We start from the raw sequence: 23,036 nt of genomic DNA on the forward strand, positions 1-23,036 counted from the left end.
GTCTTGGGGAGGGGGAAGAAGCCCCGGTTTCCCGGGGGCGGAGGCAGGTCAGGCACTGGTCGCCTCGCTGGTGAGTTTGGCGAGCCGCTGGTACTTCTCCTCCGTGGAGTGACCGTCCCAGGTGATCGACTCTGGGGTGACTCGGATCACGTGCTCGAACAGGTCGAGGTCGTCAGGGCTCAGATGCCACGACAACTGGCCTGCTGGGGTCTCGATGTAGATGACGGGCCACTCCGGTTCGTTCGGGTCGTTGTAGGCGATCGCCGAGAAGTACTGGGCTGCCAGATGCGCGACGAGGTAGGCGCGTTCGCGGTACGGGTTGGGCTGGTCGGTCATGGTGACCTCCTGGTTGACGGCTACCCATCGCAGGATCGCGACGGCATTGAAGAGCGAGCAGTCGATCCCCCGCTCGACCCGGGACAGCGTGTTGAAGTTGCACCCGGCCTCGTCGGCGGCGGCACGCAGCGACAACCCGCGAGCCCGCCTGGCCTCACGAAGTAGCTCGGGCATCGCAGCCAGGACTTCCAGGGCGTCGTGGACAGGTGGGGTGGCGGTCACAGCGTCTCCTTGATGGGTGTAAGTCCTCGCCCGGTCAGGTCCGTTGCTGTCCGTACAGGGAGGGGTGGGGCCCCGGTTTCCCGGGGCCGGAGGGGACTAGTCGCAGAGCCCGGGGTGATGTCCGGTGCCGGTGCTGTCGTAGGAGTCGCGGGCCTTGAGGTACTCGGCCGGGCTGCTGTAGCCGTACGCCTCGGCGTAGTCCTCGTAGCTGTTGTAGCTGTAGGTGGTGGTCATCTCGTTCTCCCTGCGTGGCGTCCCTTGCTGATGACTTGAATCTATCAGATTTGGCTTAGCCGTCAAGCCTTATCTAGCTTGCTCGTCTACTCTGTTACATAGCCGTGATTAAGCCATGCACGGCTTGACCGGAACGCCACCAGAGGTACGCTGATCACGTGGACCACAAACACGACGTCGTCGGATACGCCGAGATCATCGAGCGCGCGAAGGAAGACTTCGGCGCCGACTTCCCCATGAGCACAGTCCGCAACTGGGAGAAGTACCGGCGCGCCTGGGTCGCCAAAGGCTCCCCCACACGCTCCGGCCTACGCCCCCGCGAGACGCCCATGCCCGAACCGGTTGCCACGGTGAACGGCGTGCCGGGCTGGTGCTGGCGCGAGATCCACGCCTGGCTGATCGCCAGCCACCGCGTCACCGAGCCCGCCGGCGAGTAGCCGTTCACCGGGACTCCCCCGACGCCTCAGGCGACGCTGGGCGACTCCCGACCAGCAGCGCACGCCCACACAGTCCGGCGATCTCGTCCGCCCACGCCAAGCTCAACGGCGCCCGGCCGGTGAGCATCTGAGACATGTGCTTGGCCGTGATGCCGAGCTGGCGGGCCGCCTCCGCTTGCGACAGTCCAGCGGCGCGTAGTTCGCCGGCCAGGAGTGAGCGGAGGCCGTCTTGCAGGGTCATCCCGCGACCTTCGCCAGCACGCGACAGCCGACCACAGTCCCGTCGCCGTTACGGACCTCGGAGTACGGGACCAGCAGGTCATCCCGGCCCTGCTGCCCGAGCGCTAACGCGAGCGACACCACGTAATGGACGCCGTCCTGCTTCAGTGGGAGGTCGTGGGCGTGGCCGTACTCGACGCCTTCGATCGGGATGCCATCGATCGTGTACCAGGTGCCCAGATCGATGGTGGCGAGCCTGGCGACCGTGCCGGACGTCGGGATCAGGCAGAGCATGCCCGTGCTGATGTCGACGATTCGGTCGGGCGTGTTCGGATGGTAGATGCGGATCGGGTGCGGGGTCAGGTTGACGATCTTCCGCTCGGTCATCGGGGCGTCTCCCCGGACTGCTGGGCCCGCAGGTTGAGCGCGACCATCTGGACCAGCTCCCACACGTGGTCGCCCACGTCTTTCGGGCCGCCTGGGATGGTGTCGATCAGCGCCATGAACGTGTCGTGATCGTCAGCCGCCCGGGCGGCGAGGAGACGTCCGGCCCATCGTGCGGTCGGGCGGACCTCGTCAGGGCCAGAGTTGATCCGCTGGGTCTCGGCTTCCATCCACGCGATCTTGACGGGCTTGCCGACCTCGATCCCGATGTGGGCGATGGCGGTGTCGCACCAGCCGAGGATCGCGTCCATGAGTCCTTCGCCGCCGGTCTCCTCGTTGATCGCCTTGAGTGCGGCTACGGCTCGGTCGTTGTCGTCTCGGACGGCTGCCCACAGCGCGATGCGGGCAAGGTCCATCGCTCGCGGGTTGCGGGGTCCGTAGTCGATCTCGGTGGTCATCGTTCGATTCCTTCCTCGATTGTCGATCCTGTCGAGCTTGATCAGTGACCTTTCTCGGACTAGTGAGCGGCTGAGCGGGCCACAGGAGCCCGCTCAGACCCAAGGACGAGTAAAGGGACGGGAGACCCCCTATGAGGCTGCGAGCGACCCCGTAGCGCCTCGCGTGCGGGCATCCTCGTCTGAGCCGTCCCCCGCCGCGAGCGCCTCCGGGTCAAACTCGCCAGCCTTGACGCCCGCCTTGGCTGCGAGAGCTTTCTGCTGGATCTGATATCTCTCCAGAACCTGCCGAACGCGCTGGTGGAGAGCCTCGGGCGAGGGGACCTCGACTCCCGCCTCAACCTCGATCGCGTCCAAGTATTCGACGATCTTCGTGATGCGGTCATCGCCGACGGCGGTCAGCTGACGCCGTAGCCACCTGGAGACCGCCTGATGGGTGACACCTGCATGCGCGGCAAGGTCGGCGACCTTTACGCCCAGCGCTTCGCTGCGTCGAGCAACCTCGTCGCGGAGGCGAACACGCTCTCGCTCGCTGATCGGGTACTGCCACACCCGACGCGCTCGCTCAGCCGGCTTCGGGTCAACCTTCGGCGCGAACGGATCCCAGCAACCCTCACACTCCTTGTCGCCGCAACCGATACACGAGCCCGTCACCTCGCGCGCCAGCCTCTCGGCCTCAGCGAGATCCGGGCTCAAGCTCGGGCTAGACATCGCTCTCCTTCGGGTCGGGGGTGAGGGTCGGGTCGGGTACGGGGAGAAGCGCCGGCTCCTCGATCGGGTCGGGGTCTGCGTCGAGCGCTTCAAGCAGGCGCCGCCGGTTCGCCCGCGCCTCACCCTCGGAAATCGGCCGCGGCGGGACAGGCTTGGACTGGTGCATCCACGTGGTGAACAGCTCCATGGCCGGGTCGTCCGCGGGCACCAGGCTTGCCAGGACCACCGCCAGGGCGCGCAGCTCGAGCAGCGACAGCGACGACAGAATCGCCTGCGTCTCACTCTCGTCGAGGTCCTGCACCGCAGGGACGAGCCGCGCTGCTGGCAGGATCATTCGCTCGGCCAGGTCGTCGAGAACGTCGCTCACGGCACCTCCTCTCCTCGAAGGGCCGCACGCACCAGCTCGGCGCCGCGGTGCGCCGTCTCCGGGTGCGGAGGCGGGCCAATCTGCTGCTCCAACACCGGGGCCGCTTTCGCCGGCGTGGGACGCCAGCCCTGCCCGCGCATGGCCGTCACGACGCTCAGCGCGAACAGGTGGGCATCTGCCTTCTCCTCGGCCGCGTCCCGTTCCCTGATCTGTGACTCAAGGTGGTCCACAGCGCGGGCGGCGGCGGCCTCAACCTCCTCCGGGGTCATGGGACCTGCACCCGTCTGCGGTCAGAGCCCTGCAAGACGACCCGCTGGGCCATCTCGATCAGCCGGGACGCGACCCGCTCGCCGAGGCTGGACGCAAGTTCGCGTGGCGGGACGTTGGAGGTGAACAGCGTGGGCAGCACCCGCTCGTAGCGCCAGTTCACCAGGCGGTAGTTGACCTCTTCGACCCACTCCGAGGTCTTGGCGGCGCCGAGGTCGTCGACGAGCAGCAGCGGGGCGTCTGCTACCGCGCGGAACTCGGTTTCGGAGTCCACGCCATGCCGCGGCCGGAGCTTGGCGTACAGGTCCGCGGCGGCGACGGCCTTCCACGCGCAGCGCACGCCGGTCTGCGACAGCAGACGCAGGACGCCGAACGCCTGGTGGGTCTTGCCCACGCCTGTCGGTCCAAGGATGAGCAGCGACGGGCCGGTCTTCACGGAGCACTGCACGTGCATCACGGACTCGGTGACGGCACGGTCGAGGATCCGCCGCAGCCAGTCGATCACGGCCGGATCATCGGCGACTGCATCGGCGTAGCGGGCGGGGATGTGCTTGTCGGCGTACTCGCCTGCCTGCCGGAGTACCTCTTGGCGGAGGTACGGATCGTCGTCGGGCTGCGGAAGGTCCTTCAGCGTGTCCACGTTCACGCCGCGACGGGTGATCACCTCATCGATGGCCAGCTTCAGCGGTCTGGGCTCAGTCATGGGCGGAGGTCCTCAAAGTAAACGGACTGGTCATTGGGGTTTCGATACGGCGTGTGCCCGCCCGTACCAGTGGGCCGGAGTTGGCGGACATTGCTCTGCCGCTCCTGGGCCCAGCCCTGCTGGCGGATCATCCATTGCTTCCAGGAGCGGTTCCATCCGGGCCGCATCTCCGGCTTTTCGCCGGGTTCGGCCGTGAAGTGCTCGATGAACGCCAGCGTCTGTGTCCCGATGTCGACGAGCGGGCAGTTCTCGCGGGCCCAGGCGCGCAGGGCTTCATCGGGAGCGAAGTCCGGCGGGATCGGGATCTTCGGCACCGGGGCGCGCTTGGCTCGCGGCTTGCGCTTGGCCGGCGGGGCGGCCTCTCCTATCAAGAATTCTTCTTCTGGGGTGTCGGTGGGAAGTTCAACTTCTTCCCCCTTAAACCCCTCTACCTTGGCGTCTCGGATAGCCGGACCCTTTTTCGGGTCATTCGGTCCGCCTATCCGGACCTCATTGCCTTCCAAAGCGTCCTGCAGTCCGGACCCAAACATTGTTTCGGTCCGGATAGCCGGACCCTTCGAATCCGGCAAAGCGTCCTGCAGATCGGACCCAAAGTGTTCACTTTCGGTCCGGATAGCCGGACCCTTTCCGGTATCAGAAGGGTCCGCACAGGCGGACCCTTTGACAGCCGCGGCGTACACCGCCGTGTTGCCCTTCTTGCCCGCCGACACCCGAACCAGGAAGCCCTGATCCACCGCGGCCGTGATCCTCTCGGAGACGCGCGCCCTTCCCCGCCCGATGCGCACAGCGAGCTCCTCGCGAGGCACTGATACGAGACCGGACGGGTCCATCTCCTCAATCCCGAGCGCGAGCAACATCACCTTCACCGACTCTGTGATCTGGGCAGTTCGCAACACCTCACGCAGCCAGCGAGCGCGGTAAGTGCCATCGCTGAGGCCGTTGAGGATTTGGTCGTTCACGTAGGCGGCTCTCTCTAGGCGGGGCGTTTACAGGACGGGCGAGAACTGCGTCTGTCTTCGCACCTCACGCCACCTCCGGCGTCTCAGAACGGGCCCATGTGGGAGTGCGCGCCGCCTCCGTGCATGGGAGGCACCAGTTGCTCCGCCCGTCAGGGTTCCTCGGGTTCTTCCGCTTGGGCCCGAACTCCTCTATCGGCTTGGTCGTGCGGCAGGAGCGGCACGGCTTGAAGTCCGGGATCGTCGGGGCCTGCGCCATAGGGATGCGGTGCCGCATGCGCCGGCGGCGTTCAGAGGCACGCTCGTCCTCGTTCAGTCCGCCCCAGGTACCGTATTTCTCCGGCGCCGAGAGGGCGTAGGAGAGGCATTCGGTCTGGACTGGGCACCCGGCGCAGATTCTCTTGGCCTTGCGCTCCCGAACGTCTCTCTCGGGCTGGCGTTCGCCGTCCAGGCCGAAGAACAGCGTCAGGTCTTCGCCCTTGCAGGCGCCGTCGTCCTGCCAGCCCATGTCGCGGCGGGGCGTCGGCTTCCTGCGGATGCCAGACCTGCTCTGTGGGGGTCGAATTGCTGCGGGCGCCGGCGCGGCGGCGAGATGCACGACCGGCGCCGGTGTCACCGGGTCGGCGCGAGCCTCCTCCAGGCAGGCCGCGGGGTCGTCCTCCCACTTGGTGAGCGGCCCGCCCTCGGGCAGGCCGAGCAACTGCAGGATCGTCTTCCACCCGGCGGGGCGTTCACGGCGGAGCCAGCGGGCCGCACGCGCCTGCTCCAGCGGGTCGACCTCCTCCCCGGTCTCGCCGATGATGTGGCCCGACTCGATCTGCTTGAACCCCGCGGGCTTGAACAGTTCCTTGTCGGTACGGCAAGCGGCCTCGATCATTTCGCTAGTCGCCAAGGTCGGCTCCTCTCCGTGCGGCGGGGTTCGAGATCAGATCAGGCATCAGAGACCTCCGAGAACAGGTCATTCATGGACAGCCGCTTCGCGATCTCTTCGGCGTACGGCTCATGCCTTTCGATGCCGACGGCGCGACGGCCGAGAAGGCGGGCGGCGAGGAGTTCGGAGCCGGACCCGGCGAACGGCACCAGGACGAGTCCGCCCGGCGGTGTGCATTCGCGGACGAGGGCTTCGACAACGGCCAGCGGCTTCTCGTCCGGGTGGCGCTTCTGGTAGCGGACGGACGCGGCCTCGATCAGGTAGGTGACAGAGAGAGGCTGGCGGGTGCCGTCGTCGGTCCAGGTGGGAGCTGACGCGTATTCGCCGCGATGGGCGATGCCGGCGGTGCGGCGGGCGGCGCCGCCGTTGCGGGCCACTGCAGCAGGGTCGGCGCGGACCCGCTCCCACTCATGGTGCAGATCTGTCCAACGACCGCGGTACCAGTGGTAGGCCCACTCGTGCAGCTTCACCAGGCGGTCGCGCGAGGTCGGACCGGTGCCGGTGCGTTTGACCCACAGCGCCTCCTGGGCGAACTTCCAGGCGGTGAACTCGTCTCGCCGGTCCAGGAACATGCGGGCCGAGCCGAAGCACCACAGCGACGCCGAGTTCGGCAGCACCTTCGCGACGGCGTCGACCCAACCGTCCGGCCAGGCGTCCCACTCGTTCGCCGTCTCCCCGTAGGGAGGATCGGCAACGCAGGCCACGGGGTGGACGTCCAGCGCGGGCAGCACCTCCCGCATGTCGCCGAGGTACAGCTCTACGCCGTCGCTCTTGAAATACGGGTCAGGCATGATCGGCTCCGGGGGTGTTCGGGGACTCCTGTACGGGAAGAGCCGGCAACTCAGGCATGGGCCACCTCCGCGTCGAAAAGGGAAGGGGTGGTGTTCGGAAAGAGGCGGTTGGACCACAGCACTTCGGTGCGGGCCGACCACTGCTGCGCCTGGCCGGTCGCGGTTTGGATCTCCACGCGGTGCCAGTCGGCGTACCACTCGTCGTAGAGGGGCGAGTGGTAGCCCGACAGGACCACCGACGCCTTGCAGTCCAGCAGCGCCTCCGCGAGCTCGATGTGCTGGTCGGCGCGGGGCATCTCGTGCTGGTAGTTGACGCTGGTCCGGGTGGACGCCAGGTAGGGCGGATCCACGTACAGGCAGACTTCGCGGTGCTGGCCGTAGGAGGCGATCACGTCCAGGGCGGGGCGGCACTCCAGCGACACCCCGGACAGGCGTTCGGCGGCAGCTGCGATCCGGGCTACGTATGCGGCCAGGTAGTCCGGCATGCCGGTGGTGCCGACTGGGCGGACGTAGTGCCGCCAGCCCGTGTTGCGGAGGGTGCCGCCGCGGCCCTGGGTGAGCCGCACCCACACGCGGCGGGCCTGCTCCAGCTCGTCAACCGCCGGCTCGTACGCGGCCGCGTGCTCGGCGCGGGAGTGCGGCGTCAAGGCGCACACCCGCTCCAGGTCCGCCGGCCGGTCGCGCAGGACCCGCCAGAACGCCATCAGCTCGCCATCGAGGTCGTTGACCGTCTCCATCGAGCTGGGCGCCTTGGCCAGCAGCACCGCCAGCGACCCGGCGAACGGCTCCACGTAGTGCTCATGGAGCGGCAGGAGTCGCACGATCTTCTCCGAGAGAGTCGTCTTCCCGCCGTAGTAGGTGAGAGGAGGCTTAGGCATGTGGACCTTCCTCGAGAGGCTCCGGGCGCACGAGAGCAGCGACGTCGACACCGAACTCAGCCAGGGCGGCGACGGCCGCGTCCGTGGCGATGGCCGCCGCGAACCACACACCCAACTCGGTCTTCTCCTGGGCGTTAGCTCGCAGGTGCTGGCTGATCCGCTCGTACAGCAACTGCTCGGGCTGCAGGTCGGCACCGGTCTTGCGCGCCCACTTCCCCGAAAGGCGCATGGTCGGCCCAGTCTCAGGGCGCGGCGGGAGGTCGCCGAGCTTGCCCTTCGTGATCAAAAGCAGCGCCCATGTGTCACGGCCGATCAGAGTCCGCCACAGGACAGGGCGGTCCATCTCGGGCGACGACCAGGCGCGGGCTAGCTTGGCGAGACTGGAAATCGGGAGACGCTTCACAGGAGCGGCCCTCCTTGGGTCTGGTCAGGGGTGGGAAACAGGCCACCGTCCTCGGTCTCGGCCGCGGTGTACGCCTTGCACCCGCAAGGGACGGCCTGCGCACCAGTCGAGACAGAGCAGGCGCCGCGGGAACCGTTGCCGCGGATCGCGTGGAGCACGTCGAGGTGATCGCATGCGCACGGGGTGGGCGCCTGGGGGCCGGTCATGCGGCACGCTCCAGATCCTCACCCGTGATCGCCTCAACCAGGGCGGAGACGATCAGCTCGGCCACGGGTGGCGTGACGGCGTTGCCGTACTGGCGGACGCGTTCCCGCTTGTTGCCGAGCACCACGTAGTCCTGGGCGAACGCCATCGCGGCGCCGATCTCGTGGGGTTCGAGCATCCGGAACAGGACGTCGTCGAGGTCGATCTGGGCCAGCCCATTGACGACCGCGTAGCGATCCCGGGTGGACAGGGCGCCGATCGGCTCGCCGGCCGGGCGAGCGTTACCCTTCCCGTAGTACGGCACCAGCAGGGTTTCCCAGTCGATGTCACCTGCGGGGGCGGCCAGTCCGTGATGTCCGCCACCTGCGGTCACGGTGCCGAGCGCCTCGACGATGGAGCGGGCGTCGCTGCCGCCGCCGCGCAGCTCGGCGATGAACGGCAGCCAGGCCAGGCCGGTCTCGTTGCGGGCGGTCTGCGTGCGGCCGGGCTGGGTGGCGGGGGTTGCTTCCTTCCCCTCACGGCCCTCGACGGGCACCAGCAGCGGCGGCACGACCAGGCCGTGATTGCCGCCGTCCGCCACGACCGTGGCCAGCGGGTCAGTGTCGGCGCGCAGGCTGCGGTTACGGCCGGAACGAAGCGGAACGAGGAACGGCGGGAACGCGACGCCGTCGTTCTCCCTCGTGGTGCGGGTCGGCATCGGCTCCGTCACGGGCACGGCATCGTTCCGCCACGTCCCTCCGGCGGGCACGATCAGTGGAGGCACCGCAAGCGCCTTGGTCGCGGTCGTGGTCTGCGCGGTCAGCGGCGCGTCGATCGGCCACGTCCGAACACCGGGGCGCCGCTCGAAAGTGTGGCCCGCGGCTTCCAGGGTGATCGGGCGGGCATACTTCTCCAGCCCCGCCTTGATCCGCGCCAGCGTCTTGTCCGCTAGGGGCTTGGCACGGTCGCCGATCCGCTGGCCAGGCAGGCTCCAGTCGATCGCCGCGGCGGCAGGCAGGGTGCGAGGCTCCACGATCTGAGATCGGCATGCGCTGTTCGGGCACCGGTACACGTACTGCTGCCGGTAGCGGCCCATGTCGGCGCCGAACGTCTTGAACACCTGCAGGGCGGACACCCACATGTCGCAGGTCGGGCAGAAGGCGGCCGGGCGGAGCCACTTGTCCCAGTCCGGTGTCCGGCCCAGGGACTCGTGCCAGTAGGCGACGTACAGACGGTCACGGGACTGCGGGGCTGCGGGGGTGCGGGTGCCGTGGGCGTGCATGCTGTTCATGGCCATGACGCGGGTGCGGTAGCCGAGCTTGCGGATCTCGCCGAGCCAGCGGTCCCACTGGTCCCATGCCCGCACGTCGATGACGTTCTCGACGACGCCGGCCAACACGAGCTTGCCGCGGGCCTGGACGCCCCGCAGGTAGAGCGGCACCTCCTCCATGAGGGCTCGGGACCGCTCGACCTCCTCGTCCTTCTCAGGGCCGAACAGCTCGCCCTGCATCGAGGTGGCGAAGTCACGCACCTTGCCGCGGGCGTTGCTCCACTGCGGGCACTCAGGGCTGGCCCAGAACAGATCCGCGACAGGCCACCGCTCCACCGGAGCCTCGCGGATGTCGCCCTGGTAGTGGTCCGTCTCCGGGAAGTTGGAGGCGTGGGACTCGATCGCCCGCTGCCAGTGGTTCGCAGCCAGGGTGACCCGGACGCCAGGCACCGCGTGGGCGCCCTGCGAGGAGCCGCCGGCGCCGCAGAACCAGTCCATCAGGGTGAGGGTCAACGGTCCTCCTCGGGGAAGACGTCGTGGACGTCAGCAGGGCACAGGGCGCTCAGGACGCGGTGCACAGCCCAGGCGAGGCTCCAGGCCGACAGGCGGGCAGCGAAGCGAAGGGCGGTCACCGGTCACGCTCCTGCCACTTGCGCCACTCGGATTCCATCCGCTTGAGATCGATGCGTTCCAGGTGCGCCCTGTCGCGGGAGGCCTCCTCATCGAGGGCCTCACGCAGGATGCGTTCTGCCGTGTTGGGCGGGTCAGAGATGCGGCGCAGACGGCGCCACGCCCACGACAGGCCAGCGAACAGCAGCAGGATCAGCCCGCCTCCCACGACCGCCCAGCCAGTTGCGGCGTTGCCCGGGTCCAGGCTGGCGAGGCTCACGGCGCACCGTCCTTGAGCGCCTCCTGAAGGTCCCTCAGACGCACCCACCCGACCCGGCCGTCACGGTCACACTGGTGATGGACAGGCTTGTCAGCGACCGCCTGAACCCGCTCCAGGGTGGCGTTGAGACGCTCCACCTCCCCGTCAGGGTGCTCTGGGACGCAGGAGATCCCTCCTACGCCAGCGATGTAGTCGTCCAGCCAGGCGATGCGAGTGTTGAGGCGATCCACCTCGGCAAGAAGATCCGTGCGGTCCTGGTAGGCGAAGTTGCTGCGCATCAGGCCGTGGGCGATGTAGTCGGCGACCTCGGCCTGGTTGCGACGGATCTCCGCAAGGCGCTGAGCGGACAGCGGCGTGATGTTCTGGTCGAGGGAGGTCACGACTGCCGCTCCTGCTCTGCCTCGTGGGCTTCCCACGCGGCGTAGTACTCGGAGAGCTTGATCCGCTCCCAGATGGTCAGATCGACCTGCTCCTCAGGGATCGGGCGGCTCCACGTGGCGTACAGCGCCTCTCCCAGGAGGGCCAACCCGCACGTGAGCAGGGCAAGGCTGACGAAGCAGTCCTTCGGCATGCCGGGCATGGCGTCGCGCGGGTCAGGCTGCTTCAACTCGTCCAAGCGAGCGTCGATCAGCTTGCCCGCCTTCTTAGCGAGGCGAGGCATGAGGTGGCCGGTGCGCGAGTCGATCCGCCACCCCTCCGGGACGTCTGTGTCGTGGACGTGCTCGATGCCGAACACACGCCCAGAGTGGGAGACCCACACGGTGCGCCCGCTAAGTCCGTGCTCGGCGAGGAAGGCGTCCATCTGCTTGCCCCACTCCTCTCGGGCGTCGGCAGCAGAACGCCAGGCAGCGAGCGCGTCAGGGTGTGTGGTCCGATAGGCGGTCTTCGTGGCGATCTCGGGCTGGCTCACTGGGCACGCTCCTGCTCTGCCTGAGAGGCCTCAGCGAGGTCTGCCAGAGCTCCGAGGTGCGCGGCGATCTCCCGCGCCTCGTCGGGCAACAGGGAGCCGTTCAGAGCGAGCCGAGCCGCGACCATCGTCCCGTCCAGCCCGAGCCTGTTGCCGCCGGGCAGCTCCAGCCCGGCATCGGCAGGACGATCCAGCACGACCGGCACGGTCTCGCCCTCGACGACGACCGCGCGGAAGTGCACGACCTCGTCCATCGCGGTGCCGTCCTCGTCGCCCGGCTTGATGGCGATCTCGACGACACCTCCGTCAGCAGCCTTGACGAGCGGGTACCACAGGTTGCCGCCATCGTCCATGGCGTCGTTCGCGCAGTAGGCGAGGAACCCGGCCACGTTCTCGGGGTTCGGCGGAGTGGCGGCGACCTTCTCGGGGGTGATGTCGCTCATGCGGCACCGCCGGTGATGTGGTCCCACACGGAGGCGACCAGCTCGTCAGGGGACGCGGGGCGGACCGTCACCTGGCACTCGTTGTAGTAGTCGCTGCCGGTCAGCGTGAGGAACATCTCGGCGGCCTCTTCGGCATCCACCGGCCCGGCCGGACGGTCCTTGCCCGGCCGGGCGGCGGGCTGACCATCGACGGTGACAATCCACTTGCCGTGCCCGGTCGATCGGGGCAGGACAACGAACTTCTCATCCATGAGGGCGTCTTCGAGGGTCATCGCGTCGCCGTCGCCGTGCTCCTGCCACGCCTTGATCGCACGGTTGATCGCCTCGCGGCGGAGCTGGTACGGGTTCTTCGTCTCGGGCGTCTCGGTGCTCATCGGGCGGTCCTCTCGGCGTAGGGGTGAATGCGGACGGGCTCGGGCTTGGCGTGGCGGGGAGTGTGAGGCTTACGCAGCAGGTAGTGGCGCACCAGGCGCAGAGCGGCCGTCATGACACCGGCTCGCTTTCGAGCTGAGGGAGGACGCTGGTGCCGTCCTCGCCACCCACGTCGTTGTGCGACCACGACTGCTCGGGCTGCTCGGCGTACGCCTCGGCGCGGCGGATCAGGTCGTCCCACTGTGTGGCGCGTGACAGCCACTCCTGGTGCGCGTGCATGGCCTTCTCGGCCTTCCCCAGCGCGTGCTGGCGGACGTCCTTCAGGTGCTGGATGGTGTCCGGGGTGAACCTCGGAGTGGAGTGGGTGACGTCGAACATCTGGTCCGCGGTCATTTGCGTGTCTCCTGGTGCTGTAGTGGTCTGGAAGGGCCGCCACGTGCCCGCCCCCGACTGGTCGGGCACGTGGCGGAGGGAAGATCAGAACGGGGCCGCGTCGTCGATCGGCTCCCACGGGTGGACCGAGAGCATCCGGCGCCACACCTGCCGCTGGCCCTTCTGGGCTTCCTTCAAGGCGTGGTGAGGTGTCACGCGGAACGGCACGTTCTTGTTCGGTGGGATCTCGCGATGAGGAGTGGTCGCCCACTCTTCGCGGGTCTCCAGCGCCTCCCACTCGGCGGTCCGCTGGCGGGCCTCGCGAAGCTCGCCGAGCAGCCTCGGCAGCATCTGTCGGAGCACCAGCTCGGTGTTCTCCTCGCCCACCGCGCCGTTCTCGTCGATCTCGATCAGGGCCTGCTCGCGGGCGGCCTCGACCTCGTCCAGGTCCACCGGTTCCGGCGCTGGGTACCACTCGCACGGTTCGGGCTCTCGATCGTCGCCCGGCTCGTACAGGTCAGTTGCGTGCGTCATGGCGGACTCCTCAGGGGATGTCGATGTCGGAGGGAGAGCCGTACAGGGTCACGTCCTGCACAGCAGCGGCCTCGGCGCGAGCAGCGATAGACCGCTCCTGAAGGGCGAGGTCGGTCGGGCAGATGCCGCACCGGTCCGGGTACAGGTGGGCGGGCGACTCGCAGGAAGGCTCGTCAGGGCGGCACGTGTGGTTGGCCGGCAGCGTCTCCCGGCACCAGGCGCACGGCCGCATGTCGAGGACGGCCGCGATCAGCTCCGGATCGACCTCACGCGGTGTCCCGCATGACGTGCAGGCCGTCTCCTCGCCGTCGTAACGGTGCTCGCAGTACGCACCGCAGGCGGTGCACTCGAGCTCAAACACCACGACGTCGAACCTCATGACGCCTCCCGATCCCAGGAAGCGATCAGCCACCCGTCAGCGGTCGCGGCAGCAGGGTTCGCGTGGATCCAGTTGTGGCAGTCGCGGCACAGGCACACGCACTGCTTCGGATCGGTGATGTCTGCCCCGCGGGAGCGCATGCGCGGTTCATGAACGTCGGTGGAGCGGGCCGAGTCGCACCGCTCGCACACCAGCCGCTGCTCGAGCAGCTCGGCCACCAACGGCCGGCGGATGCGGTACTTGACCTCCTGCTTCTTCGACCGGGCTCGCAGCGGCGTCGTCCGCTCGAGGTTGCCGCTGGCCTTCAGCTCCGTCTTCCGCTCGAGCGGCTTCTTCGCCCGCAACGGGGTACGCCGCTGGGGCGGGTTGCCGCGCTTCACGAGCCACCGCCATTCGGTTCCGGCGGGGTGGTGGCGAACGGGTCGAACAACTCGGAGGAGTCCAGCCGTTCGGCCTTCTTCGGGTTGGCGACCGTCTCCCGCTCGAGCTTCCCGTGAGCCCGCACCTCGGCGTTCGTCATCAGCCCGGCGGCGGCCTTCTCCTCGTCGGTCAGCTTCGACCTCGAGACCGACCTGTCCTTGTTGCGCGGCAGCCCGTCCGGCACCTGCTTGCCGCGCTCGATCAGCAGATCGACCAGGCGCAGTTCCTTGCCGGCGGCGTCGGTGACGAGCTGGGCGAGCATCCCGGCCCGGTTCGCTTCCCGGTAGGTGCGCTCGAGGTCTTGCTTGGTGGCGTTGCCGTTCAACGCCTCGGCGCGGTAGTCCTCGACCGTCTTGGCGGCCGACCGCTCGTAGGTGGCGCCGTCCGGGTCCGGTTCATCCGTGGGCAGGCACAGCGCCTGGATCAGCGCGGTACGGAACGCCACCGACATGGCCTTGCTCATCGCCTTGTCGCCCGAGTCCATCGCCTCGCCCGGCACCCGGCAGTCGATGTGCGTGCCGTCCGGGCCGTAGAAGCGGTAGGTGACCGTCACCTGGGCGTGGCCCATCTGCGTCCGGTTGCGGCCCACCTCGACGGTTCCGTATGAGGAATCCTCGACGATCGGTACGACGATCACGCCGACCTCCCGCAGCTTCGGCCCGACCGCGTTGATGACGGCGTCCACGCCACGGAAGACATAACCGCCGTGATCGTTCTTGTCCCGCTTAGCGACCGAGCGGACCCTCTTCATCACCAGCGCGAACGCCTGGTAGATGTTCTGCGGCTCGCTCACGTGCCCTGCTCCCTTCGGTACTGGTCCTCGGTGGTCACGTCGAGAGCAGGCCCTCCCCGGACGCTGGGCTTGCTGGCCAGCCACTCCAGGTGGTCGGCCACGGACCGCTCCAGCACTCGCGTGTGCTCGTGAGAGGACTCGACGATCAGTCCCCGCGCCCCGTCTCGTTTGCCGAGTTCCAGCACCTGGCGGCATGTCAGGAGGCGGCCGGTGGCGTCGTAGATGCGGGTGATGGTCTTGCTCACCGTCAACCAGCGGCCCGTCATGCCTTCACCGCCTCGGCCTGCTCAGGCTCGACACTGACCAGGCAGTCGCAGCCGTACTCGTCGCACGCGTTCGGCCACTTGTTCGTCCGCTTCTCGCGGTCGTAGTAGCGGCGGCCGGTGTGCCCGTCGTAGAGCAGGTGGCCGCACGCCGCGCACTTGGCGCGCTCGTCGTCCTCGTCGTGCCAGAACCGGCCGTTGTTCTCGGCGGAGACGACGGCTTCGATGGAGCAGCCGACGCACTCACCCTGGCCGACTCCTTCGCCGTCGTTCATCATCTGCGCGGCGTCGTCTGCGCTCTCGGCCTTGACCTTGTACTCGAAGTCGAGCGTGGCCCTGATGATGAACTCTCGCTCAGACATTCGCCGCTCCCGCCTTCTCAGCGAGACGGGCAGCCTCAGCCAACTTGGCGAACACCACGGAGTTCGCCGGAGGGCGAGGCTTGTCGCCGTCGGCGTCGGAGACGCCGTCATGCCAGTCGCCGATGTGCTCGATCAGGTCCTGGATCGGCAGGTCGTTGAGATCGGCCTTGACTGGGAGAAGCGTGAGGAGCTGCCGAGCCGCCTCTACCATCTCGGCGTCGCCCAGCTCCCACTCGTCCTCCGGGTAGAGCCCCAGCCCTTCCCAGATGTCGTGTTCCGTGCCAGCGGCCAACGCCAGCGCGCCAAGGACGCAGACTTCGCCCTGCTGGTTGAGGTAGGTGCCATACGAGCGTCCGCGCTGTTCCAGGACGCCGATCGCGTCGGTGAGAATCTTGGAGGCGTTCACTGGTCACGCTCCGGACGCTGCTCGACCACCTGGCGGTACATCTCCAACCGCATGCCGCCCATCTGCACGGCAGCCCGGAGGATCGCCCCGAACAGGCGGGGGCCGTGGCCGCGCACGATCTCCATCTCCGCTCCGAACCCTCGCGAGCCGCGGACCACGTACTCGCCGCTACTTGAGGTGCGCGGCGTGTGGATCGTCAGCGAGAACCCGAAGTAGTGCAGGAGGTCCAGGTAGTAGCGAGCGGTCATGCTCACGTCCACCTGGCGGGGCGTCTGGGGCAGCACGTACGTCATACCGACACCGCCTCAGCCTGGTCGGCGGACTGCTCGGGCGTGATCAGGTCCCACACCTCGACGGACAGCCCGTGGTAGGCGCCCGCGGCCTTGATCTGGACCTTGCCGTTCAGGTGCGGCGAGTCGGTCACCTCGCCGCCCAGGAGGTCCGCGTACGCCTTCAACGCCTCACGCGGGTCCTCGTTGCCGACGAGGTGCCCGTTGATGTCGTTCGGGCGTGTGCTGCTGAGGGACCAGTTGACCTTGGCCAGGCCCTCCCCGATGAGGAACGCCACGACGGAGGCGGTCCGCTGATAGGCCATGCGGTCCAGTCCCGCCTCGTCGAGCGCCGTCCACTCGTTGCGCGGGTGGGAGCGCCACGCGATGCGGGAGCCGGGGTAGGCGTAGCTCAGCTTGCGCAGCGCCTGCGCGGCGTAGCTCGGGTCACGGGTGGGCTCGGTACGGCCGATCAGGGTCTCGCCGTCGAGGATCTCAACAGCGAACTCGGCGGTAGCGAACGGGTCGTATACGGTGCTCATTGACTTGCCTGCTCTCTGGTCGTGGTCCGTCTTGAGGAGCGGGTGGGTTTCGCGAGGTCAGCCCTGGACGGCTGGCCTCGCGGCTTGTCTGGGGAAGTGCAGGAACTCGGCGGCGATTTCCAGGGCGTCGTCCACTTCCAGCCGCAGCGCGTGACAGGCGAACGCCTCAGCGCACCTGTCGTTGAAGTCGGCGGCGGTCACGAGGTACGCCCAAGTCGCTGGAGGATGTGCGGCGGCCACTGGCTCGGATGCCGGCGCCACCACGACGAGCCCGGAAGCGGGTCCTGCGTCTCCACCCGGTGCGTCGACCGGCGACCGCGCTCAACGCCCTTCAGCGCGACGCGGGCGGACTTACGCCAGACGCGGGTGTCCTGAGGCTTCACGAGGCACCGCCTTCGATGGCAAACAGGTGGCCAACGGTGTGCTGGTTGCCGCGCAACCCGTCCTTGACGAGAGCCGCCTTCAGCAGAAGCTCAGGGTCTCCAGGCCGGACGCGGGTGTTCTCCCGCCGCCGCTTGCCGTGGACGCCGCTGCCGTGCAGGTAGAAGAACGGCTTGCCCTTGAACGTCGGGTGCCGGTGTTCCGGACCGTCCCGGAACGTTCCGTTCTCACGCTCAGAGCCTTTGCCGCGCTGGTCGATCAGGTAGCCCCTGCTGTACAGGTGCTCGAAGAACGTCCGCTCGGTGACCTCGCTGAAGTACTTCTTGTGAAACGCGGTCAGCGTCAGCCCGTCGCCGGCTTCGATCGCCTGGAACTTGCCCTCAGCGATCTCAGCGCGAGCAGTGGCGCGGTCGGCCCGGTCGGCCTCCTCGATCACCATCGCCGCCAGCTCGCGGTTCGACAGCTTCGGCGCCACCTGCCGGGCGGCTTCGGCTGTCTCCGCCTCGTGAGTGCGGACCGCGAAGTAGACCCGTGCGTGAGCGACGGCGTCCTTTGTGTCGTCCCCCGCCATCGCGGTGAGGTAGGCAGCGAAGCGAGTCAGGCGGTAGTCCTTAGCTCTACGGCCCACCTGACCAGCTTTTTTGCGCAAGTCCGCAAAATTGGCCTCCGCAGCAGCAGCGCCCTGGACCAGGGTGAGCGACGCCTTCGCCTTCTCGATGACGATCGCGAAGTCCCGCCACTGCGAGTACTCCATGAGCGGCTGAAGCTCACGGCCTGTCCAGTGCTCGCCCGCCTCGTCCACGCGCTTGATCGCGTCGAACGGGGAGCCGTTGGGGATCTGGATGTCACTCACGCCGCCTCCCCTGCGTTCTTGCGCTCGGCTGCCTCACGGTCGAGGCGTTCTTGTACGGCATCGACCAGGCCGAGGACGCGGGCGATGGTGCGGAACTGGTCGGGGCTGGGCCAGTCGATGAGTTCCTTGAGCGGGCGGGAGAGTCCGCGTGGAGCGGGAGGCGTCTGGTCACTCATGCCGCACCCTGTTTCGGGGTCGCCCCTCGGCTGATCGCCGCGGTGTCAACCTGGAGCGCACGGGCTATGAGGTTGAGCTTGACGTGCGAGATGGGCCGCCGCTCCAGTTCAACGTTCCGCAGAGACTGCGGGTGCATGTCGACGCGCGCGGCGAGTTCTTCAACGCTGAGTCCGTCCTTCTCGCGAAGGGCTCGGATCGCCGGGCCGTGCTGTGGAGTGTTCTTGGTTGGTGGCACGTACACACACTATGACTCAGTTACGCTTGACACAACCCCTTCTCTATGACTCACTTATTGTCAGTTCTCTTGTTGTGACTCAAAATGACTCATGATGTTGGAGTTACAGCAAGGGCCGACCCCGTCTCGACATGGAGGGATATGCATTACCGTTGGAGAGTTGACTAGTCCTACTGAGTCCGCCACGCTCAGTAGAGCACTGTCCTGACGAGAGGTGTCAGAAGTGGATACGCATACGCACGAGGCGTGGACGCGCCTTGGCGAACTCCTCTTGGGGCGACGCGTTCAACTTGACGTCAGGTACCGCAACCGCAGGACGTTTGCCGCAGAGGTCGGCCTGGACTACCGGGTCCTCTACGACATCGAGAGCGCGCGACGCACCAACTTCTCAGACACAACCAAGCGAGCCGTCGAGCAGGCGTATCAGCTGAAACCCGGCAACATCGACCAGGTCCTCAAGGGTGGCGACCTGAATGCGAACGAGCTGGACCGTCACGCCGCTCCACCTCAAGTCCCCGTTGCCACCCCCGAGGTCGAACGCCGCTACGAGGACGATGCCGAGCAGCACATCTGGGAAACCCCGGGCCTCAGCGAGTCTGAGCGACGTCAGCTGATCGGCCACCTGAAGGTGATGCGCCGCGCCGCGGAGGCCCCGGCTAGAGATCGCCCGCAAGCGGACGTGCACGAGCTGCGCCGGCGCAGCAGTTAAGTCCCCCCGAAACGCCCCGAGAGCGACACCACGCCTCGGGGCGTTTACGTGTGCACCCTGGCATGGCAGGGCACACCAGGGCATGTCACGTTACGAATCGGTCACGACCGTTAACCGGCAGTAGACGATTTCAGTACTCGGGCGTCCAATGACTTGAGGAACATTCGGGGCGAGGGGGAAGCAATGCGCCCATTGATGTTGGGCGTTGGCAAAAGAGGGTGATCGTGACAGGTAAAACGGGCAATGGCGCCTCGGAACGTCGCCTCATCGAGCATGTGCTAGCGGTCATCCGCGACAGAGTGACAGTCACCAGCGGACTCGATGCTGCCTCATTCCGAGACGCCGATTTCATGCGCAGGCGCCTGGAGGAGATAGTTACTGATCTCCAATTGGCGTACGACACTATCGCGGAGCTGACGGACCTGCTCTACGGGAGCGAAGAGAACCCGGTGCCGAACGAGCTGCGACATGCCATGAGAAGCAAGGGTCACTCTCTCCGCCCCGTTCATCTCCATATAGGTGGTGTTCATCGCACGCTCATGGTCCCGCCTCAGGGCAGGGATGATCCAATCGCACAGGCCCGGCTCTGGCGCCGCATCCAAGAGCGCTACGGGGAGGGCGGCGCATGAAGTGGCCGAAAATCATCGAAGTCGAAAACGCCGTATTACCCGCCGCCGCCTTCGAGGAAGGCGGCGAACTGATCGTCGAAGTCGACGCGCAACTCAAGGGCCGAGCACGGGCAGCCGCGATCGTTTCCGCTGTCCGCTCCCACAAACGGAATCTTGATTCTCTGATATTGCTCCCGATCGCGTTGTACACGTGGGAGCCGCTCAAGAACATGACACGCAATCACCCCGGTGTCACCTTGGCCGCAACCGCCGCTGGTGCTGGCGTGCTCACCGCCGCTGTGACACTTCCATTTGATCGCAATGCCGCGAAACCGCCGCCCCAGGCCGGGCTGATTCCGACCATTATCACGACCATAACGACCGTGCCGACGCGCACCTCTCCGCCCGCCGTAAGATCGCCGACACGGAGCGCCGAGACGCCGCGGACACAGGCGCCGAGCGGAAGGCCAGCCAGCACGAGAGATGCGCGTCCAAAGAGCACCCGGCGACCGGAAGCCCGTCCTTCACCAACCCAGCCGCCCGCCCCACCGACGTCCAGCTCCGCACCCCCGATCTCACTCCCCGTCGAGACTGGGACAGCGGAAGCTGAACAGGTGCCGACGCCCACGAGCGGACCACCGGCCGCCGCGTCTACGCCACCGGTTGGGGCCGGCGGGGACGGTCCTCCCGCGACGTCCGCGCCGATCGCGACGGTCGAGCCGCCGGTGCGCGACTGCCTCATCGAGGTCGACCTGAATCCGCTCCTTGACCTGTGCGTCGGCTAGCGCGGCACCAACCGGTCAGGGTCGAAGCGGCGCGGCTTGTCCTTCGGGTGGGGCAGCACCTTGAAGCCGTTCGGCAGGATCGCCTGCACAACGACGCGCCGATCCTTGGGGGCGAGCCCGTCCCAGCGGGACTGCACATCGCCCTCGAGGAGGTAGCGAAGCACGCGGGGCGCGGAGCTGAGCGTGAACGCCCTGGCGTTCCTGACCCGGTCCTCGATGATGTCGCGCGCCTCGGTGTACTCGGCGAGCGTGATCCGGCGGGTCGCCCACATGCGCGCCAGATCCTTCAACTGCGCCTCGTCTTCAGCGAGCTGGGTCCGGGTCTGGTCTGCTGTCCCGCCGGAGATCGCCTCCAGCAGTCGGACGACGGCGTCGGGGTCGGAGAGGTATTCCACGATGCGCTCGCTCATCAGGTCCTCTACCGCGATCGCTGTGATGGCGATCTTTCCGCAGCCGCCGCGAGGGGTGGAGCACCAGTAGCGCGGCCCGACGTGCTTGGTCGCCGACGCGTTGGTGAGCTCATGCCCGCACAGCGAGCACCAGAGAGTCCCGGTCAGCCACCGGGTGAGCTGGTTGTTGTGCCCACTCCCCCGCTCCGAGATCTGCGCCCGGACGGCATCCCAGGTGTCCCGGTCCAGGATGGCGGGCCACGTCGCGTCCCCGACGACTGCTCCGCGGAAACGCCGCAGTCCAGCGATCCGGGGACCGGTGAGGATCGACCAGACCGAGCGGGAGTTCCACTGCTGCGCCCGCACGGGCCGCACGCCGCGCTCATTCAGCTGCGCGGCGACTCCGAACAACGTCCCGCCGTCAAGGATCTCCCGCGCCATCCACTTGATGACGTCTGCCTCGTTCTCCTGGATCGTCGTCCCGTCCTTCTCGTAGCCGAACGGCCGAATCCCGCCGCCGCCCGGTCTGCCCTGCGTAGCGAGTTCCTCATGCTTGCGTGTGACACGCCGGGCAGTGTCCCGGCTGCTCTTGTTCGCGATAGCAACCATGACCCGCGCCATGGTGACATCTGCGTCGTTGGCCAGCCGCAGGGATCCCGTGACGGACTCGGCGGGGATGCGTGGATGCTTGGATTCGACCACGTCGATGAGGTCTTCCAGATCACGCGGATCGCGCGCGGCTCGGTCCAGGTCGTAGGCGAGCAGCCCGTCAGCGGTTCCGGTGGCGAGCATGTCGAGACCACGGCGGAAGCCCGGCCGCACGGTCCGGAGGGCGAAGGTCCCGTCTGGGAGCCGGATCTTTCGGCGCTTGAAGGCACTGGTGTCGTTCTCAACGATGACGTGAGTCTCGTCGGGGCCGAGCGTCCACCCGAGCCTTTCGGCGAGGCGTCGCCCGTCTTCGTCCTGCCGACCGACGCCGGCTGCCTCGCCGCTGCGGTCGTCGCTGATGCGGAGCAGAAGGATGGCGCATAAGGGTCTCACGAGACAGCAGCATAGTCTTACTTGTCAGTTTCGGGGGGCCGATGCCGCTCACCTCTCGCAACTGCTCCACGCTGGTGAATCCGCCGTGTTCGGCGCGGAACTCGGTGATGCGGGCGGCCAGGACCTCTCCCACGCCCGGGAGTTGTTCGAGTTGCTCTGTCGTGGCGGAGTTCAGGTCGAGGATGGTGGCGGCCGGGTCTGAGGCGGGAGAGCCGGGAGCGGCCTGGCCGGTGGGTGCGCCCACCGTGATCTGCTCGCCGTCGATCAAGCGCCTGGCAAGGTTGAGCGAGTCTGTGGCGGCGCCGCGGGTCACTCCTCCGGCGGCAGTCACCGCGTCCGCGACCCGGGCGCCTGAAGGGAGAAGGTAGACGCCGGGTTTGCGGATCTTGCCGGTGACGTGGACGGTCACCTTCGAGGTGGGAGACGGTGACGCGGGCGAGATCGGGGTGGGAGGTGGCAGCGGCTCCGGTTGGGGCTGAGATCGCCAGACGAAGAAAGCGGCTACGGCCACCGCGAGAGCGCCGACGGCGAGCAGGACCCGAATGCCTGGTCTGCCGGGGTCGAGGGCAGGGGCCTGCGTGGCCAGGGCTGCGCGAAATGCCTGGAAGGAGGGTGGGATGGGGATCCGACCACTGTTGCGGCCAGGTGAAGGCGGGGCGGGGCCGTCGTTTTGGCTTCCCGAGTGACTATCTGGGACCCGCCCGCCGCCGGGCCGAGTCGGCAACGGGAACGGGTCGTTGTCGTGCCGAATCGGCAATGGGAGCGGGTCGTTGTCGTGCCAAGCCGGTGCGGGGGGCGGACTGTTGTCGCGCCAAGCCGGTGCGGAGGGTTGGCCGTTGTGGCGGCTGAGCGGTGTTGGGGCGAGGCCGCCAGTGTGGTGAGACGGTACGGGAGCCAGGTTGGCGTCGCGGCGGAGTCGATGCGATGTGGTGGAGCCCTCGTTGTGGTCGGTCTCGTGCGTGCGGGGGGAAGTCTCGGCCCATCCGATCGTCGTGCTGTCCTCGTCCGCCAGGTCCAGCAGGTGGTCGGCCCGCACACGAGGCGGGGTGGCGGGCTGCTTGATCTGGGTTTCGGGCGCGCGAGACCTGGTGGGGGAGCCATCGGTGCTTGCCCTTGTCTCGACGGGCTTGCCCTCTCCGCCGGTGCGCCGAGGAAGGAGC

Annotated in this window: 39 protein-coding genes and 2 pseudogenes; 4 read left to right on the plus strand and 37 right to left on the minus strand. The window is 67.7% G+C overall.

Features of this window, described 5'->3' with window-relative positions:
- Nucleotides 1-48: 48 nt before the first annotated feature.
- Together ETD86_RS36960 and ETD86_RS55785 are read right to left on the minus strand one after the other, a co-directional pair.
- On the minus strand, nt 49-558 hold the full coding sequence (locus tag ETD86_RS36960; RefSeq protein WP_138671292.1) for a helix-turn-helix domain-containing protein: 510 nt from the start codon (nt 556-558) through the stop codon (nt 49-51).
- A gap of 96 nt (nt 559-654) precedes the next feature.
- Nucleotides 655-792 (minus strand): hypothetical protein, encoded by a 138-nt coding sequence (locus ETD86_RS55785; RefSeq protein WP_170223462.1) that lies wholly within the window; start codon nt 790-792, stop codon nt 655-657.
- 158 nt (nt 793-950) lie between these two features.
- Between ETD86_RS55785 and ETD86_RS36965 the strand changes: the two genes are divergently transcribed.
- Nucleotides 951-1,229, plus strand: coding sequence for a hypothetical protein (locus ETD86_RS36965; RefSeq protein WP_138671293.1), 279 nt, complete (start codon nt 951-953; stop codon nt 1,227-1,229).
- 4 nt (nt 1,230-1,233) lie between these two features.
- Here ETD86_RS36965 and ETD86_RS36970 read toward each other — a convergent pair whose 3' ends face one another.
- From ETD86_RS36970 to ETD86_RS60310, 33 genes and pseudogenes are all read right to left on the minus strand, one after another.
- Complete coding sequence (locus ETD86_RS36970) at nt 1,234-1,470, minus strand: helix-turn-helix domain-containing protein (RefSeq protein ID WP_138671294.1); 237 nt, start codon at nt 1,468-1,470, stop codon at nt 1,234-1,236.
- On the minus strand, nt 1,467-1,835 hold the full coding sequence (locus tag ETD86_RS36975; RefSeq protein WP_138671295.1) for a hypothetical protein: 369 nt from the start codon (nt 1,833-1,835) through the stop codon (nt 1,467-1,469). The genes ETD86_RS36970 and ETD86_RS36975 overlap by 4 nt, the downstream gene beginning before the upstream one ends.
- Nucleotides 1,832-2,290, minus strand: a complete 459-nt coding sequence (locus ETD86_RS36980) for a hypothetical protein (protein ID WP_138671296.1) — start codon at nt 2,288-2,290, stop codon at nt 1,832-1,834. Before ETD86_RS36980 ends, ETD86_RS36975 begins: the two co-directional genes overlap by 4 nt.
- A 129-nt stretch (nt 2,291-2,419) precedes the next feature.
- On the minus strand, nt 2,420-2,998 hold the full coding sequence (locus tag ETD86_RS36985) for a helix-turn-helix domain-containing protein (protein WP_138671297.1): 579 nt from the start codon (nt 2,996-2,998) through the stop codon (nt 2,420-2,422).
- Nucleotides 2,991-3,365 (minus strand): hypothetical protein, encoded by a 375-nt coding sequence (locus ETD86_RS36990; protein WP_138671298.1) that lies wholly within the window; start codon nt 3,363-3,365, stop codon nt 2,991-2,993. Before ETD86_RS36990 ends, ETD86_RS36985 begins: the two co-directional genes overlap by 8 nt.
- Entirely contained in the window at nt 3,362-3,634 is a 273-nt protein-coding gene (locus ETD86_RS36995; RefSeq protein WP_138671299.1) for a hypothetical protein, read from the minus strand. Before ETD86_RS36995 ends, ETD86_RS36990 begins: the two co-directional genes overlap by 4 nt.
- The gene (locus ETD86_RS37000) at nt 3,631-4,335 is read right to left on the minus strand and encodes an ATP-binding protein (protein ID WP_138671300.1); all 705 of its coding nucleotides are present in this window, start codon (nt 4,333-4,335) and stop codon (nt 3,631-3,633) included. The genes ETD86_RS36995 and ETD86_RS37000 overlap by 4 nt, the downstream gene beginning before the upstream one ends.
- Complete coding sequence (locus ETD86_RS37005; RefSeq protein WP_138671301.1) at nt 4,332-5,294, minus strand: hypothetical protein; 963 nt, start codon at nt 5,292-5,294, stop codon at nt 4,332-4,334. The genes ETD86_RS37000 and ETD86_RS37005 overlap by 4 nt, the downstream gene beginning before the upstream one ends.
- Before the next feature lie 268 nt (nt 5,295-5,562).
- Nucleotides 5,563-5,799 (minus strand): annotated as a pseudogene (locus ETD86_RS37010) (WhiB family transcriptional regulator); the annotation flags it as partial.
- A 422-nt stretch (nt 5,800-6,221) separates the two neighbouring features.
- Nucleotides 6,222-7,013 (minus strand): DNA-methyltransferase, encoded by a 792-nt coding sequence (locus ETD86_RS37015; protein WP_138671302.1) that lies wholly within the window; start codon nt 7,011-7,013, stop codon nt 6,222-6,224.
- Nucleotides 7,014-7,063: 50 nt separating this feature from the next.
- The gene (locus tag ETD86_RS37020; RefSeq protein ID WP_138671303.1) at nt 7,064-7,891 is read right to left on the minus strand and encodes a DNA adenine methylase; all 828 of its coding nucleotides are present in this window, start codon (nt 7,889-7,891) and stop codon (nt 7,064-7,066) included.
- Nucleotides 7,884-8,294: a hypothetical protein gene (locus tag ETD86_RS37025; RefSeq protein ID WP_138671304.1), complete on the minus strand. Its 411-nt coding sequence runs from the start codon at nt 8,292-8,294 to the stop codon at nt 7,884-7,886. The genes ETD86_RS37020 and ETD86_RS37025 overlap by 8 nt, the downstream gene beginning before the upstream one ends.
- A 202-nt stretch (nt 8,295-8,496) precedes the next feature.
- Nucleotides 8,497-10,260: a DNA cytosine methyltransferase gene (locus ETD86_RS37030; RefSeq protein WP_211370555.1), complete on the minus strand. Its 1,764-nt coding sequence runs from the start codon at nt 10,258-10,260 to the stop codon at nt 8,497-8,499.
- A complete protein-coding gene (locus ETD86_RS59355; RefSeq protein WP_281287020.1) occupies nt 10,257-10,379 on the minus strand; it encodes a hypothetical protein in 123 nt (40 codons plus the stop codon). Before ETD86_RS59355 ends, ETD86_RS37030 begins: the two co-directional genes overlap by 4 nt.
- Entirely contained in the window at nt 10,376-10,636 is a 261-nt protein-coding gene (locus tag ETD86_RS37035) for a hypothetical protein (protein ID WP_138671305.1), read from the minus strand. The genes ETD86_RS59355 and ETD86_RS37035 overlap by 4 nt, the downstream gene beginning before the upstream one ends.
- Entirely contained in the window at nt 10,633-11,016 is a 384-nt protein-coding gene (locus ETD86_RS37040) for a hypothetical protein (RefSeq protein WP_138671306.1), read from the minus strand. Before ETD86_RS37040 ends, ETD86_RS37035 begins: the two co-directional genes overlap by 4 nt.
- The gene (locus ETD86_RS37045) at nt 11,013-11,546 is read right to left on the minus strand and encodes a hypothetical protein (protein ID WP_138671307.1); all 534 of its coding nucleotides are present in this window, start codon (nt 11,544-11,546) and stop codon (nt 11,013-11,015) included. Before ETD86_RS37045 ends, ETD86_RS37040 begins: the two co-directional genes overlap by 4 nt.
- Nucleotides 11,543-11,986: a hypothetical protein gene (locus ETD86_RS37050; protein WP_138671308.1), complete on the minus strand. Its 444-nt coding sequence runs from the start codon at nt 11,984-11,986 to the stop codon at nt 11,543-11,545. The genes ETD86_RS37045 and ETD86_RS37050 overlap by 4 nt, the downstream gene beginning before the upstream one ends.
- Nucleotides 11,983-12,360, minus strand: a complete 378-nt coding sequence (locus tag ETD86_RS37055) for a hypothetical protein (RefSeq protein ID WP_138671309.1) — start codon at nt 12,358-12,360, stop codon at nt 11,983-11,985. Before ETD86_RS37055 ends, ETD86_RS37050 begins: the two co-directional genes overlap by 4 nt.
- A 109-nt stretch (nt 12,361-12,469) precedes the next feature.
- Nucleotides 12,470-12,751: a hypothetical protein gene (locus ETD86_RS37060; protein ID WP_138671310.1), complete on the minus strand. Its 282-nt coding sequence runs from the start codon at nt 12,749-12,751 to the stop codon at nt 12,470-12,472.
- 84 nt (nt 12,752-12,835) lie between these two features.
- Entirely contained in the window at nt 12,836-13,264 is a 429-nt protein-coding gene (locus tag ETD86_RS37065; protein ID WP_138671311.1) for a pseudouridine-5'-phosphate glycosidase, read from the minus strand.
- A gap of 10 nt (nt 13,265-13,274) precedes the next feature.
- On the minus strand, nt 13,275-13,643 hold the full coding sequence (locus ETD86_RS37070) for a hypothetical protein (RefSeq protein ID WP_138671312.1): 369 nt from the start codon (nt 13,641-13,643) through the stop codon (nt 13,275-13,277).
- On the minus strand, nt 13,640-14,023 hold the full coding sequence (locus ETD86_RS37075; RefSeq protein WP_138671313.1) for a hypothetical protein: 384 nt from the start codon (nt 14,021-14,023) through the stop codon (nt 13,640-13,642). Before ETD86_RS37075 ends, ETD86_RS37070 begins: the two co-directional genes overlap by 4 nt.
- Nucleotides 14,020-14,856, minus strand: a complete 837-nt coding sequence (locus tag ETD86_RS37080) for an ERF family protein (protein WP_211370556.1) — start codon at nt 14,854-14,856, stop codon at nt 14,020-14,022. Before ETD86_RS37080 ends, ETD86_RS37075 begins: the two co-directional genes overlap by 4 nt.
- A complete protein-coding gene (locus ETD86_RS57425) occupies nt 14,853-15,122 on the minus strand; it encodes a hypothetical protein (protein ID WP_211370557.1) in 270 nt (89 codons plus the stop codon). The genes ETD86_RS37080 and ETD86_RS57425 overlap by 4 nt, the downstream gene beginning before the upstream one ends.
- A complete protein-coding gene (locus tag ETD86_RS37085) occupies nt 15,119-15,481 on the minus strand; it encodes a hypothetical protein (RefSeq protein WP_138671315.1) in 363 nt (120 codons plus the stop codon). The genes ETD86_RS57425 and ETD86_RS37085 overlap by 4 nt, the downstream gene beginning before the upstream one ends.
- Nucleotides 15,474-15,887, minus strand: a complete 414-nt coding sequence (locus ETD86_RS37090) for a DUF6197 family protein (RefSeq protein WP_138671316.1) — start codon at nt 15,885-15,887, stop codon at nt 15,474-15,476. Before ETD86_RS37090 ends, ETD86_RS37085 begins: the two co-directional genes overlap by 8 nt.
- Nucleotides 15,884-16,180, minus strand: a complete 297-nt coding sequence (locus tag ETD86_RS37095) for a hypothetical protein (protein WP_138671317.1) — start codon at nt 16,178-16,180, stop codon at nt 15,884-15,886. The genes ETD86_RS37090 and ETD86_RS37095 overlap by 4 nt, the downstream gene beginning before the upstream one ends.
- On the minus strand, nt 16,177-16,698 hold the full coding sequence (locus ETD86_RS37100; protein ID WP_138671318.1) for a hypothetical protein: 522 nt from the start codon (nt 16,696-16,698) through the stop codon (nt 16,177-16,179). The genes ETD86_RS37095 and ETD86_RS37100 overlap by 4 nt, the downstream gene beginning before the upstream one ends.
- Before the next feature lie 57 nt (nt 16,699-16,755).
- Nucleotides 16,756-16,899 (minus strand): hypothetical protein, encoded by a 144-nt coding sequence (locus ETD86_RS55790; protein ID WP_170223463.1) that lies wholly within the window; start codon nt 16,897-16,899, stop codon nt 16,756-16,758.
- 178 nt (nt 16,900-17,077) lie between these two features.
- Nucleotides 17,078-17,881 carry a hypothetical protein gene (locus ETD86_RS37105; RefSeq protein WP_211370558.1) on the minus strand — a complete coding sequence of 268 codons (804 nt, stop codon included), beginning with the start codon at nt 17,879-17,881 and terminating at the stop codon, nt 17,078-17,080.
- 47 nt (nt 17,882-17,928) lie between these two features.
- Nucleotides 17,929-18,108, minus strand: a complete 180-nt coding sequence (locus ETD86_RS37110; RefSeq protein WP_138671320.1) for a hypothetical protein — start codon at nt 18,106-18,108, stop codon at nt 17,929-17,931.
- On the minus strand, nt 18,105-18,350 hold the full coding sequence (locus ETD86_RS60310; protein ID WP_138671321.1) for a helix-turn-helix domain-containing protein: 246 nt from the start codon (nt 18,348-18,350) through the stop codon (nt 18,105-18,107). Before ETD86_RS60310 ends, ETD86_RS37110 begins: the two co-directional genes overlap by 4 nt.
- A 217-nt stretch (nt 18,351-18,567) precedes the next feature.
- On the opposite strand from ETD86_RS60310, the gene ETD86_RS37120 reads away from it, so the two are divergent.
- The 3 genes from ETD86_RS37120 (at nt 18,568) to ETD86_RS37130 (ending at nt 20,446) form a co-directional block, all read left to right on the plus strand.
- The gene (locus tag ETD86_RS37120) at nt 18,568-19,053 is read left to right on the plus strand and encodes a hypothetical protein (RefSeq protein ID WP_138671322.1); all 486 of its coding nucleotides are present in this window, start codon (nt 18,568-18,570) and stop codon (nt 19,051-19,053) included.
- A gap of 275 nt (nt 19,054-19,328) precedes the next feature.
- Nucleotides 19,329-19,682 carry a hypothetical protein gene (locus tag ETD86_RS37125; RefSeq protein WP_138671323.1) on the plus strand — a complete coding sequence of 118 codons (354 nt, stop codon included), beginning with the start codon at nt 19,329-19,331 and terminating at the stop codon, nt 19,680-19,682.
- Nucleotides 19,679-20,446 carry a hypothetical protein gene (locus tag ETD86_RS37130; RefSeq protein ID WP_138671324.1) on the plus strand — a complete coding sequence of 256 codons (768 nt, stop codon included), beginning with the start codon at nt 19,679-19,681 and terminating at the stop codon, nt 20,444-20,446. Before ETD86_RS37125 ends, ETD86_RS37130 begins: the two co-directional genes overlap by 4 nt.
- Here ETD86_RS37130 and ETD86_RS37135 read toward each other — a convergent pair.
- The gene (locus ETD86_RS37135) at nt 20,443-21,876 is read right to left on the minus strand and encodes a recombinase family protein (protein ID WP_138671325.1); all 1,434 of its coding nucleotides are present in this window, start codon (nt 21,874-21,876) and stop codon (nt 20,443-20,445) included. The two genes, ETD86_RS37130 and ETD86_RS37135, sit on opposite strands and share 4 nt — an antisense overlap.
- 37 nt (nt 21,877-21,913) lie before the next feature.
- Nucleotides 21,914-22,912, minus strand: a pseudogene (locus tag ETD86_RS59735) (ComEA family DNA-binding protein); the annotation flags it as partial.
- Nucleotides 22,913-23,036: the final 124 nt, after the last annotated feature.

Origin of the sequence: Nonomuraea turkmeniaca, from assembly GCF_005889735.1 — a bacterium.
GTDB classification, from domain to species: domain Bacteria; phylum Actinomycetota; class Actinomycetes; order Streptosporangiales; family Streptosporangiaceae; genus Nonomuraea; species Nonomuraea turkmeniaca.